The sequence below is a fragment of the Nocardia farcinica genome (assembly GCF_001182745.1).
Classification (GTDB): Bacteria; Actinomycetota; Actinomycetes; order Mycobacteriales; family Mycobacteriaceae; genus Nocardia; species Nocardia farcinica.
This window is the reverse complement of the sequence record NZ_LN868939.1, coordinates 663,989-676,524: the sequence shown is the minus strand read 5'-3', so window position 1 is coordinate 676,524 and position 12,536 is coordinate 663,989. Positions and strand designations below refer to the sequence as shown.

The following is a 12,536-nucleotide window of genomic DNA, read 5'->3' as shown; positions in this document are numbered from 1 at the left end:
CCCAGCTTCATAACAACGACACACGCGCATGGCGTGTCGTCGAACGACCACGTCCTTTGCATGATATCCGCGATCGTCTACACCTGTAACTCTCGGAAACGCCAGTGGGTTCCCGTGATGTCCATTGCACATCACAACCGCCGCTGAGCTGCCGATTTTTTGTCTCGTGCACCGGCGTGTTACTGTCTTCGAGTCGCTCGGGCGAGTGGCGGAATGGCAGACGCGCTGGCTTCAGGTGCCAGTGTCCGAAAGGACGTGGGGGTTCAAGTCCCCCTTCGCCCACTCCGACGAGAAGGCCCGCGTTCCCCGGAACGCGGGCCTTCTCGCTTCTCCGGCCACGAGCCGCGCGCCCAGCTTCTCGCTTGTGGCTGCCTCGATGGTGTGGCTGCCTCGGTGCTCAATTCCGCGGCGTGGCCTTCGGCCCGGTCGCCAGCCCGAGTCGCACCACCTCCAGCGTGCGGTCGATCGCGACCTCCCGCTCCTGAGCCCCGAGGTGTCGGACCGCCTTGTCGACGATGAGCCCGGCCATGCCGTGTACCGCCGCCCACGCGGCGTATTCGGCGTCGGGTCGTTGGGCCGGGTCGGTGTAGCCCACCTCCACCAGCTCGTCGAGCAGGCTGGACAGCAGTTGGAAGGCAGGCGCCTGCCAGTCCTGCGGGCCGCTGTTCTCCTCGTTCGGGCAGAACGCGGTGCGGAAGAGCCCGGGCTCGCGCTGGGCGAAGGTGATGTAGCCGCGGCCGACGGCGGCGAGCCGATCCACCGGGGCGGCGTCGGGCGGGAGGAGGGCCAGCGCCTCCTGCATGGCCGCGAAGAGGCTGTGCTGTGCCTGCTCCTGAGCGGCGCGGAGCAACTGCTCGTGATTGGTGAAGTGCCGGTAGGCGGCCGTGGGCGTGACCCCGACGCAGCGGGCGGCCGCGCGCACGGTGACCGCCTCGGGCCCGCCCGTCTCGGCGAGTTCCGCAGCCGCGCGGACCAGTGCGTTGCGGAGATCCCCGTGGTGATACCGGCGCGGCCGCTGTGAAGTCGTCATCTGCCCGATGTTGACACCTGCACACATCGGTGGCAAGTTAACACCCACAAAGTTTGCGTGTGTAAACATGCTCGACCGGGAGGCCCCCATGTTCGACGTACTCGGCGGATTCATCGTCCGGCGCGCTCGCTGGATCCTCGTCGCGAGCGTCCTGGCGCTCGTCGCGGGCGCCGCGCTCGGCGTCACCGCTTTCGGCAAGATGCAATCCGGCGGCCAGGACGACCCCGGTGCCGAATCCAGCCTGGCGGCAACGCAATTGCGCGAGAAGTTCGGTTCCGGTACCGACTATCTGTTCCTGGTCCGTGCCACCGGCGGCAGCATCGACGACGAGGCCGCGGCCGCCTTCGGGCGCGACCTCACCGCCCGGCTCGCCGCCGATCCCCGGCTGGCCGACGTGGTGTCCTATTGGGACACCGGGTCGCCGGCGATGCGCGCCGCCGACGGCACGGCCGCGGTGATCCTGGCCGGCAACGCCGACCCCGACACCGAGGACCATTCCGCGGCGAGCGGCATCATCGCCGACTACCGGTCCGCGGGCCCGGTGGCCCAGGTCCAGGTGGGCGGTACCGACCCGACCTTCGAGGCGATCACCGAGCAGATCGGCAAGGATCTCGGCCTGGCCGAGGGCATCGCGGTGCCGTTGATCCTGGCGCTGCTCGTGCTCGCCTTCGGCAATGTGGTCGCGGCTCTGCTCACGCTCCTCACCGGCGGCATCGCGATCCTGGGCACCTTCGCCGAGCTGTCGGTCCTCGGCTCGCTCACCGACGTGTCGATCTACGCGGTGAACCTCACCACCGCCCTCGGCCTCGGTCTGGCCGTCGACTACGGCCTGCTCATGGTCGCCCGGTTCCGGGAGCGGCGCGCGGCCGGCGCCACCAGCGACGAGGCCGTGGTGGGTGCGGTCGCCACGGCGGGCCGCACCATCGTGTTCAGCGCCGCGACCGTGGTGGCCGCGCTGTCCTCGCTGGTGATCTTTCCGCAGTACTTCCTGCGATCGTTCGCCTACGCCGGCATCGGCGTCGTCGCGATCTCGGCGCTGGCCGCGGTGCTGACGCTGCCCGCGCTGCTGGCCGTGCTCGGTGACCGGTCCGACGCCTGGCGCATCCGCGGCGTGCGCGGCATCCGCGGTGACGCGGCGCCGTTCTGGGCGGCGGTCGCCCGCACCGCCACCCGCAGGCCGTTGCTGACCGGCGTGCCCGTGGTGTTGATCCTGCTGCTGGCCGCCGCCCCGCTGCTGGGGGTGCGGTTCGGCACGCCCGACGATCGGGTGCTGCCCACCACCACCGAGGTCCGCCAGGTCGGTGACGCGATGCGCACCGAGTTCGGCGGGGGCGAAGCGAATGCGCTGTCGGTGGTGATCGGCGCGGCCGTGCCCGCGCAGCCGCTGGCCGACTACGCGGCGCAGCTGTCGCGGGTGGAGCACGTGACCCGGGTCGACTCGGCGGCTGGCACGTTCGTCGCCGGTCGGCCCGTCGCGACCTCGCCCGCGGACCTGCGATTCGCCCGGCCCGACGCGCAACGCCTCGAGGTGCACACCGGCCTGGACCGCAATTCCACCGAGGCGCGCGAGCTGGTCGACCGGGTGCGCGCGGTACCCGAGCCCGCGGGTGCCACCGCCTTGGTCGGCGGGCAGGTCGCCGAACTGCGGGACAGCCTGTCCGCCATCGGTTCCCGGCTGCCGATCGCGGTCGGCTGGATCGTGGCGACCACGTTCGTGCTGCTGTTCCTGTTCACCGGCAGCGTGGTCCAGCCGGTGCGCGCGCTGCTGTCCAACGCGCTGAGCCTGGCCGCGACGCTCGGACTGATGGTGTTCGTGTTCCAGGACGGTCACCTGTCCGGCCTGCTTGGCTTCACCCCCGCTCCGCTGGACGTGTCGATGTTGCTGTTGCTGTTCTGCATCACGTTCGGGTTGTCGATGGACTACGAGGTTTTCGTGGTGAGCCGGATCAAGGAGGTGCACGATCGCGGCGCGGACACCGAGACGGCGGTGATCGAGGGCGTGGCGCGCACCGGCAGGCTGGTGACCACCGCGGCGGCGTTGATCTCGATCAGTTTCCTCGCCTTCGTGAGCAGCGATGTGCGGTTCATCCAGTTCTTCGGGCTCGGTGCGGGGCTGGCGATCCTGATCGACGCGACGTTGGTGCGCGGTGTGCTGGTGCCGGTCGCGATGCGGCTGCTCGGCCCGGCGGCCTGGTTCGCCCCGCGCCCGCTACGGGTGGTGCACCGGCGCTTCGGTCTCGCCGAGGCCTGACGCCGGGACGTCGCGGCCCTCGGGTCCGGCCGGTTTCCGACCGGCCGGACCCGTCGTGTTTGACCGGGCGGCGCGGGGGTACTCACCCTCTCGGCGGCCGGAAGCCGCAGGTCGCGGTGGTGGTGAGGCGAAGATCACACCGCATTTTTTGGGTTGCGCCGACGGTGCCGGCGTCGGTGTCGAGCCGCGCCCGGACAGCCATTTCCTCAGCTCTGGCTATCTTTCCGAACCGACGGCACACGCGGTCCGCCGACCGACGGAGCGGTATGTGTATCAGGGATATTCCGGGGTAAACATACTCGAAGTCTCTTTTTGTTCACGAAATGTCCAGCTACCGTTCGATGGGTAGCAAAAGACCAGGTAGTAGCGTCTTTCTGCTGGACATACCGAAATTTCCGAGCGGCCGCAGCTACCGAATCCGATCGCCATCGAGGGGTCTATGGAACCGTTCGGTCGAGCTGCCGCACAGAGATTCCCGAGGCCTTTTCCGGGCTGACAATCATTGCCAGCAGAGTCCGCCAGGGGTTAGCTGGCAGCCCGTCGATCCGGCCGCGGATCGGGGTTAACTGGGCTGCGATTTATACGCTTGACATCGGCGCGCAGGGGTTGCGCGGGCATAACGATTGTGTAGAGTCATCGGCAACGCTGGCCGCAGCTGAGCTGGACTCGCTGCGGCCAGCGGAACTCAAATGGGGGATACCGCAACCGATCTCGGACATCACGGTTGCTGTTCATTGACCGGAGTCAGCGTGGCGCGGGTGTGCTCACCGTTGGCTGTTCGTTCACCCGGCTCGACACGTCCGCCGTTCCGAGCGCTGCGATCGCCCCGGCCTCCCCGTCGTGTTGCTCGCGGACCGCGCGCCGCCCGAGCCCGACGACGTACCCGAGGAACAGCGCTTCGGCGAGCAGCCCGATCCCGACCCGCACCGGCGCGGGCAGTCCGCTCGGCGTGACGAAGCCCTCCAGCAGGCCGGAGACGAACAGCACGGCGACCAGCCCCAGCGCGATCGCGGCGGTGGCCCGGCCCTGGCGCGCCACCGCGGCCACCCGGCTCGCCCCGCCCGGGTCGATCAGCGTCCAGCCCAATTGCAGGCCCGCACCGCCCGCCACGAACACCGCGGTCAACTCCAACGTCCCGTGCGGGAGCAGGAAGCCGAAGAACGGCTCGAGCCGGCCGGCCTCGGCCATCAGGCCGGCGGTGATGCCGAGGTTGAGCGCGTTCATGAACAGCAGGTACACCGCGGGCAGGATCAGCACGCCGGTGAACAGGGCGATGGCCGACACCCAGGCGTTGTTGGTCCACACCTGCGCGGCGAAGGCGTCACCGGGATGCTCGGTGTAGTAGGTCTCGAACGCACCGCCGGGCGCGGTCAGGTAGTCGTTGTCGTCCGGGATGCCCAGCACTTCGCGAGCGCGGCCCGAGCCCTGTACCCAGATGGCCAGCCAGGCCGACACCAGCAGAAAGGCCGCGGCGACACCGGCCCACCACGGCCAGGCACGGTAGACCGCGACGGGGAAGGTGTGCGTGTAGAAGCGGCCGATCTGCGCCCAGGTGTCGGATCTGGTGCCGAGCACCCGGGCGCGTGCCCGGGTGAGGATCGCGCTCAGACCCGCCACCAGTTGCGGGTCGGGGCTGTGGGATTGCAGGCGGGCCAGCTGCTGGGAGGTGCGCCGGTAGAGCGCGACGAGCTCGTCGGCCTCGGCGCCGGTGAGTCTGCGCTGCCGCGCCAGCTGGTCGAGTCGTTGCCAGGACCGTCGGTGTGCGTAACTGTATGCGTCTACGTCCATGTCGGTTGCCTCCCACTACCGCCGGTCGAAAGAATGCTAACGAGATGGCAGAGTTCACCACCGGCGAAGCGGTCGCCCTCGAGCTTCCGATCGCCCGCATCCCGACCCGCGCCGCCGCGTTCCTGATCGACCTGGTGGTGCAGATCGGGCTGGCGGTCGGACTGATGGCGGGGATCGGGGTGCTGCTGCTGCAGACCGGCGCCGACACCGCCTGGGTGGACACCGCGGTCGTGCTCGCCATGGTGAGCGTGCTCGTCGGCTACCCGGTCGCCTGCGAAACCCTCAGCCGCGGTCGCACGCTGGGAAAGCTCGTGCTCGGCCTGCGCGTGCTGCGCACCGACGGCGGGCCGATCGACTTCCGGCACGCGCTGACCCGCGGTCTCGCCGGCACCATCGTCGATTTCTGGATACTCGGCGGCTTCGGCGCGATCGCCGTGCTCACCTCGCTGTGCTCGCCGACCGCCCGCCGGGTCGGTGACGTGCTCGCCGGGACGGTGGTGGTGCACGCCGAGGCCGCGTTGCCCGCTCCCGCGCTGGCGGTCGCACCGCCCTGGCTGATCGAGTGGGCCACCCGGCTCGACCTGTCGGGCATTCCGGAGGATCTCGCGCTGGCGGTGCGGCAGTACCTCACCCGGCTGCGCACCCTCACCCCGCAGGCCCAGGACGGGCTCGGCCGCGAACTGGTCGCGGCGGTGTGCGCCCGGCTCGGCGTGCCCGCGCCGCCGAACTGTCCGCCCGTGCAGATCCTCGGCGCGGTCGTCGCCGAACGCCAACGCCGCGCGCTCGCACCGAGCGCACCGGGTGGACTGCTGCGTACCCCCTGAGTGGGTCAGCGGCCGGAGGCGCCGCCTTCTGCTCACAGCGAGCCGGACTGTTTGAGTTCCAGATATTCGTCGGCCAGTGCGCCCGGAAGGCGGTCCGGGGCGGCGGACACCACCGCGACGCCCTTGCGGCGCAACGATTCCCGCACCAGGTCCCGCTCGGCGAGTGCCGACTCGGCGGCGGCCGCGGTGTAGAGGTCGGCCAGGGTGTCGCGGGTCGCGGCGGCGGCGGCGATCTCCGGGTCGACCACCGAGACGACCAGCACGCGGTGGCGCTGGGTCAGCACCGGCAGCACCGGGAGCAGATTCTGCTCCACCACGGCGGCGTCGAGTCCGGTGAACAGCACGACCAGACAGCGCCGCCGCGCCCGCTCCAGCACGGCGCGCACCAGTCCGGCCGCGTCGGTGTCGGCCAGCGCGGGGGTGAGCCCGGCCAGCGCGTGCATCAACTGCGGTTGCAACCGGTTGCCTGCGATGCCACGCACCTCGGTGCGCACGGTGCGGTCGTAGGCGAGCAGGTCGACGGTGTCGCCCGCCGCCGCGGCCAGCCCGCCGAGCAACAGCGCGGCCTCGATCGCGGCGTCGAGCCGGGTGCCCGCACCCACGCGGCCCGCGCCGACGCGGCCGCTGTCGAGCACCATCAGCACATGCCGGTTGCGTTCGGGACGCCACGTGCGCACCAGCACATCCGTGGCGCGGGCGGTGGCGCGCCAGTCGATCGCGCGCACGTCGTCACCGGCGACGTACTCGCGGAAGGAGTCGAACTCGCTGCCCTGGCCGCGGGTGTTGGCGACGTTGCGGCCCTCCAGATGTTGCAGCCGCTGCACCTTCGAACGCAGCAGGTACTCGCTGCGGAAGGCGGGCAGCGCGCGCACCCGGGCAGGCACGGCGTGCCGGGTCTGCACGCCGGCCAGTCCGAGCGGGCCGAACAGCCGCAGCGTCACCGGACCCGCGGTCCGGTCACCGCGGCGCACCGGGGTCAGGGCGGTGCGCAGGCGCACCTTCGTGTTCGGGGCGAGATCGATGGCGTGGGTGCGGTTCTCGACCCCGGCGCCGGCGGGCCAGTCGTCCCAGAGCACACCACGGGCGGTCCGGGAACCGGAATTGACCACGGTGAGTTCGACTTCGGTACGACGGCCCAGCCGGACCGTGGTCAGCGCCGGGCGTTCCAGCCGCAGATCGCGTGGGCGCGCCACCGCGGCGAGATCGGCCAGCACCGCCGCGACCAGCACGAGCGTGGCGAGCACGACCCCGGTCACCGACGGCAGCAGCACGGTGACCCCCAGGGCGAGCAGCGCCGCGAGCGCGACCAGCCGACCGCTGACGACCACGACTACACCGGCACCGGGACCGCGTGCAGCAGCCCGGTCAGCAGGCCCTCGGCGGTGACGCCGTCCAGTTCCGCCTCCGGACGCAGTTGCAGCCGGTGGCGCAGCACGGCGACCGCGACCGTCTTCACGTCGTCGGGGGTGGTGAAGCCGCGCCCGGTGAGCCAGGCGAAGGCGCGGGCCGCGGCCATCAGTGCGGTCGCACCGCGGGTGGAGGCGCCGTGCTGGACGGCGGGCGCGCTGCGGGTGGCCCGGCACAGGTCCACCGTGTAGGCGAGCACCTCCGGGCTGACGGTCACACCGCCGACGGCGTTGCGGGCGGCGGCGATGTGGGCGGCCCCGGCGACCGGGCGCAGACCCGCCGCGGCCAGATCGCGGGGGTCGAAACCGGCCGCGTGCCGTTGCAGGATGCGGAATTCGTCGTCGCGGCCGGGCAACTGGATGTCGACCTTGAACAGGAAGCGGTCCAGCTGCGCTTCCGGCAGCGGATAGGTGCCCTCCTGCTCGATCGGATTCTGGGTCGCGATCACCACGAACGGATCCGGAAGCGGTCGCGGTGTGCCGTCGACGGAGACCTGCCGCTCCTCCATCGATTCCAGCAGCGCCGACTGGGTTTTCGGGGGCGTGCGGTTGATCTCGTCGGCGAGCAGCAGGTTGGTGAAGACCGGACCCTGCCGGAAGGTGAACTCGGCCGAATGCGGATCGTAGATCTGCGAACCGGTGACATCGCCCGGCATCAGGTCGGGCGTGAACTGCACCCGGGCGTGTTCGAGATCCAGCGCCGTGGCCAGCGCCCGTACCAGCAGCGTCTTGGCAACGCCCGGCACGCCCTCGAGCAGCACGTGGCCCCGGCACAGCAGCGCGAGCACGAGATACATGATCGCGTTGTCGTTACCGACCACCGCCTTGCCGATCTCGGCGCGCAACGCGGTGAGCGCGGCGTGCGCGTCCTGCGCGGTGGGGGCGTGGGTGATGTCCGTGGTCATCGGACCTCCGTCTCGATCAGTTCCAGCTGGGCGGCGATCACGGGCAGCGTGGCCGCGTCGGGCACGGGGGCGAACAGCGCGTCGTGCACCAGCCCGGGGTCAAGGCCGGTGCGGGCCGCCACCGCCGCGACCATCCGGTCGGCGCCACCGTCGGCGGCGACGCCGAGTTCCGGACGGATCCGCCGCAGCGTCGCCGCCCGGAGCTTGGCCGCCACGTGATCGTGGTCGCCGCTGCGGCGATACAGCGCGGCCTGGCCGGTGAGCAGTTCGTTGGCCGCGACCTCCACCGGTCGTGGTTCGCGCACCAGAGCGCCGCGTCGCCGGGCCCGCCACCACACCAGCAGCGCGGCGGCGACGAGGAACTGCAGTCCGCCGAAGGCCACCGGCGCGGGCAGCCGGGAGAACAGCGAATCCTCGCCGGGCCCGACCGGCGGCAGGTCCACGTCGCCGCCGTTGCCGCCGTCGCCGGGTGGCGGGAATTCGGGCGGGGGCGGTTTCGGCGCGGTCGGCGCGCCGCAGGAGTTCAGCGCGGCGTAGAGCAGCAGACCCAGCACCAGCAGGGCGGCGAGCCCCGCCCAGAACTTCGGATCGCGCAGCAGGGCGGGCAGCGCGGGCAGGGTGCGTCGTCCACGCGGCGCGGTCTCGGCCACCTCCCGCTCGACCGGTTCGGCCGCGGGCGGCGGCGCGGATCCGGAGAACCTGTCGGCGTATTCGAGCCTGCGGTACTCGTCCTCGGTGGCCCGCCTGCCGCCGTAGACGACCTCGTCGAAGCTGCGTGCCGCGGGCTGCAATTCGGTGGTGATCTCCGGCGCGAGCACCGTCGACGCATCGTCGACGGTCTCGTCCGCGGTGCGCGAGCGGCGCGGCTCGAGCACGCCCTGCTGTTCCATACCGCGCAGCACCGCGCGGAACCGTTCACGCAGCGCGCGATCGAAATCCCGGCGCGCGGCCGCCTCCTCGGCGCGGGCGCGATGCTCGGCCGCGGCACCCAGCTTCGGGGTGTCGGGAGCGATCGGGTCGGGCTCGGTCATGCCGATCCTCCGCGAGCCTGTCCGCCGCGTGGCACCACGATGTCCATGCCTTCGCGGCGGCAGCGCAGGTCGACGTAGCAGACCACCCGCGCGCACGACTCGACGATCTCCCCGAACGCGGCCAGCACCAGCCCCGTCACGGTGAACAACACGATCACCGGCCAGCGGTGGGTGCCGGTGATGTCGGAGACGAAGAGCATGACGCCGAACAGCGGGACCGCCAGCAGCGTGAACAGGGTCCGCTGCACGAGCCACAGCCCGGTGAGCCGCCACCGCGTGCCCTCGGTCAGCAGCTTGGCGCGCGCGACGCTCTGGCGGTGGGTGGTGGGCTCGGCGAACAGGACGACGGGCGCGGGGAACTGTGTGCCGCGCAGATATCCCAGCCAGACCACGACGAACGGGAGGGTGATCAGCAGAATCCCGAGCACCGATACACCGACACCGACCAGGGTGAACAGCGCGTGCCCGAGCAACACCGGCCCGGCCAGGTGGCTCGCGTGGGACACGGCGGCGCGCACACCCGTCCGGCCGCCGAACGCCGCGGCGAGCGCGATGGGCACCACGGTGGCGCGCAGCAGCACCCGTACCAGCCACGCGCAGCTCAGGGTGGTGAGCACCGCGGTCCACGCGATCGCCGCATCGGCGTCGTCGGTCAGTCGCGCGACGCTCGCGGTGAGCAGCACCACCACGACCTCGGCCACCAGCACCGCGCCGCCGCCGAGCGCCGCCAGCGCGGCGGGATTCGCCTGGATCAGCGCGAACGGCAGATCGAGCAGCTCGCGGAAGGTGAGCGGACGGATCGGGACCACCGGTCCGGGCGACCCCGGCACCGGATCATCCCCCGCCCCGACGACACCGGCCGGGTCAGCGGCTGGCAACACGGTTCGGAGTCTAATGGAAACGGACCGGGACGCCGGGGGAGTGCGGCGGCGGGCAGTCGTCGGCGCGCGGGCGCGACAAGCGTGGTCGCTTGCCCGGTCGGAGTTCCGTCTCGCAGCGGGAAGATCTCGCATCAGGAAGATCCGGTGGCCGCACCATGCCGCCGCGACTTGTCGGCCGGCGCGGCTCGTCCGGGGCACCGATGCCGCGGCGGATGAGGGGCGGGCGGGAGCGCGGGGGCGTGCGAGTGCGGGCGCGCGGTGGCCTGGGCTGCGATGCCGCTGCGGCTGGTGGCCGGCGCGGCCTGCCTCGGTGGACAGACTTTGCGAGTGATCGGTGGGCGAGCGGCGGTGCGGGCGCGTGCGAGTGGGGGCCGTGGTGGCCGGTGGTCGCCCGGGCTGCGATGCCGCTACGGCAGCCTGATTCGGTGCACGGACTCCGCGGACGATCAGTGGGCGGGCGGGAGTGCGGGCGGTCCCTGCCGCTGGGATACGGCGGGCTGGTCGCGGTCGAGGAGGGCGGGGGTGGGCTCGGCGGTGGTGAGCGCGGCTCGTCCCGGGTTCGGCTGTGCGGCAGCGGCTTCCCGCACGGGCACGTCCACCACCGCCGCGGCGACGCGCTGGGCGTACCACGGATCGGCCGCCGGGTACGACCGGGACGAGGCCGAGTCGTCGACGGTGACCTTTCGGGTGCGGCGGAAGGTGAAGGTGATCTCCTCCACCTCCTCGAACGCCTGGCGGGCGGTGCGCAGCGGGTGGGTGGCGGTGTCGATCGCGTCGGCGACGAAGCCGGGCACCAGCGGCCGGATCCAGCGGGCGGCGGTGTCGGTGAACGGGACGGTGCCGATGATCGGCAACTCCAGTCCGCTGCCGGGCCGCTCGTCGGCGGTGCGGGCGGGCAGATTCGGGGTCTCGGGCACGGCGGTGTCCTCTCGGGGGACCGGTGCGGCGGGCAGCTCGGGCTGTCCGGCCGCCGGACGGATCGGGGTGCGGGGCGGTTCGGTGATGCCGATCTCCAACCCGCCGATGGCGGCGATGATCCTGGTGCGCTGGCGTTCCCGGTCGATGGCGGTGTCGGCCTCGGCGGCCAGCCGCGCGGCGGTGAGTTCCTGTTCGGCGCGCAGCTCGGCGGTGGCCGCCCGCAGGTTCGCCCTGGTGACGGCGATGGCGGCCTCGGCATCCCGGTCGGCCTCGTCGATGACCGCCCGCGCCGCGGCGTGCCGGTCGACCGAGGTGACTCCCCGCCACCAGCGCAGCAGCAGCGGCAGCAGGGCCAGCAGCAGGCAGGCGAGCAGGGTCGCCAGCCGGGGGAGCAGCGCCCCCATCGAATCGGTGGTGTGGTCGTGCATCGCCGCCCAGCGGGCGCCGACGCCTCGGTCACCCGCGGTGTGGGCGTCGGAAAGAGCTGCCGCCGTGCTCTTCTCGGCCTCGGCCACGCGCGCGTCCAGGCCCGGCACCCGCGCCTCGGCGGCCGCGAGCCGGGCCCTTGCCTCGGCGAGCATCTCCTGTGCGGTCCGGTGCTCCGGTCCGTCGCCCGGTACGCCGGTGATCCTGGTGGGCGGGCACTGGGGGGCGGGGTTGTATTCGCAGCGGGCCGTCACCAGCGCGCGATCGGTCTCGGCCTTCGCCTCGGCGATCGTGCGGTCCAGCCCCGCGCGGTCCGCGACCGCCCGCTCGTATCCGGCGCGGGCGGCGCGGACGGCGGGCGCGGATTCCGCTGCCGCGTGCGCTTTTTCGTCCAGGACCCGGTCCACGCCCGCGGTGAACAGCAGGGTGGTCGCCGCCTCGGCGACCAGCACACCGATCAGCACCGCGGCCGTGGCCCGGCCCGCGACGCCGAACCGGTCGGACATCGGGCCCACCCGCGGGGTGGCCAGTGCCCGGCCGACGAGCAGCGCCGCGGCCGCGAGGACCGCACCCACCGCGATCGCCGCGGCGAGCGGCCACGCCCGCGCGGCGGCCGCGGTGACGATACCGCCGGTCGCCAGGGCGAACAGGGCGACGGCCGCACCGGTGAGCAGATAGCTCGCGCGCTCGTGCGGCTCGTCGACCGCCCCCGGACGCGCACCGCCCAGCCAGGTGAACGCACCGGTGACGGACATGGATCCCCACTTCCTCCGGAAGCTTCGGCCTGCGGCCGCGGGCGGATTTCGTTGACAGAGTGACAGGCCCGAACCCGACACACCGAGAGTCGGCGACGCGATGTGGTCAGCCTCACACCGGTGAATTTCGACGCCTCGCGACGGCCGGGTGGGGCTGTGTTCTCCACCGACGATCCGGCCCGGACCGCCCGGCCGGGCCGAGCGCGAGGGGTGCCCCTGCGATCGGCGTGAGACCGGGCGGCCCGACGCCGAAAAAAGTCCCTCGCCGCAAGGTTTGCCAGAGGTGTGCTGAAAGCCACAGCGGAAAAAGAACCCGGACGG

At 72.2% G+C, this 12,536-nt stretch carries 9 protein-coding genes and 1 tRNA gene; 3 read left to right on the top strand and 7 right to left on the bottom strand.

The window, feature by feature from the left end; all coding sequences use genetic code 11:
- The first annotated feature begins 199 nt into the window (after positions 1 to 199).
- Positions 200 to 282 (top strand) — tRNA-Leu (locus AMO33_RS20205).
- 115 nt (positions 283 to 397) lie between these two features.
- Here AMO33_RS20205 and AMO33_RS20200 read toward each other — a convergent pair.
- Positions 398 to 1,030 (bottom strand): TetR/AcrR family transcriptional regulator, encoded by a 633-nt coding sequence (locus AMO33_RS20200; RefSeq protein ID WP_060593903.1) that lies wholly within the window; start codon positions 1,028 to 1,030, stop codon positions 398 to 400.
- A gap of 88 nt (positions 1,031 to 1,118) precedes the next feature.
- Here AMO33_RS20200 and AMO33_RS20195 point away from each other — a divergent pair, with 88 nt between their 5' ends.
- Complete coding sequence (locus AMO33_RS20195) at positions 1,119 to 3,281, top strand: MMPL family transporter (protein WP_060593902.1); 2,163 nt, start codon at positions 1,119 to 1,121, stop codon at positions 3,279 to 3,281.
- 744 nt (positions 3,282 to 4,025) lie between these two features.
- On the opposite strand, the gene AMO33_RS20190 is transcribed toward AMO33_RS20195, so the two are convergent.
- Positions 4,026 to 5,069: a stage II sporulation protein M gene (locus AMO33_RS20190; RefSeq protein ID WP_060593901.1), complete on the bottom strand. Its 1,044-nt coding sequence runs from the start codon at positions 5,067 to 5,069 to the stop codon at positions 4,026 to 4,028.
- Positions 5,070 to 5,113: 44 nt separating this feature from the next.
- Between AMO33_RS20190 and AMO33_RS20185 the strand changes: the two genes are divergently transcribed.
- Positions 5,114 to 5,893 (top strand): RDD family protein, encoded by a 780-nt coding sequence (locus tag AMO33_RS20185; RefSeq protein WP_060593900.1) that lies wholly within the window; start codon positions 5,114 to 5,116, stop codon positions 5,891 to 5,893.
- A 32-nt stretch (positions 5,894 to 5,925) separates the two neighbouring features.
- Here the strand turns inward: AMO33_RS20185 and AMO33_RS20180 are convergent, their stop codons facing one another.
- From AMO33_RS20180 to AMO33_RS20160, 5 genes are all read right to left on the bottom strand, one after another.
- Positions 5,926 to 7,221, bottom strand: coding sequence for a DUF58 domain-containing protein (locus tag AMO33_RS20180; RefSeq protein ID WP_060593899.1), 1,296 nt, complete (start codon positions 7,219 to 7,221; stop codon positions 5,926 to 5,928).
- A 2-nt stretch (positions 7,222 to 7,223) separates the two neighbouring features.
- The gene (locus AMO33_RS20175; RefSeq protein WP_011206621.1) at positions 7,224 to 8,204 is read right to left on the bottom strand and encodes an AAA family ATPase; all 981 of its coding nucleotides are present in this window, start codon (positions 8,202 to 8,204) and stop codon (positions 7,224 to 7,226) included.
- Entirely contained in the window at positions 8,201 to 9,235 is a 1,035-nt protein-coding gene (locus AMO33_RS20170; RefSeq protein ID WP_060593898.1) for a DUF4129 domain-containing protein, read from the bottom strand. The genes AMO33_RS20175 and AMO33_RS20170 overlap by 4 nt, the downstream gene beginning before the upstream one ends.
- The gene (locus tag AMO33_RS20165) at positions 9,232 to 10,116 is read right to left on the bottom strand and encodes a hypothetical protein (protein ID WP_060593897.1); all 885 of its coding nucleotides are present in this window, start codon (positions 10,114 to 10,116) and stop codon (positions 9,232 to 9,234) included. Before AMO33_RS20165 ends, AMO33_RS20170 begins: the two co-directional genes overlap by 4 nt.
- A 446-nt stretch (positions 10,117 to 10,562) precedes the next feature.
- Positions 10,563 to 12,215, bottom strand: coding sequence for a DUF4407 domain-containing protein (locus AMO33_RS20160; RefSeq protein WP_060593896.1), 1,653 nt, complete (start codon positions 12,213 to 12,215; stop codon positions 10,563 to 10,565).
- Positions 12,216 to 12,536 lie beyond the last annotated feature (321 nt).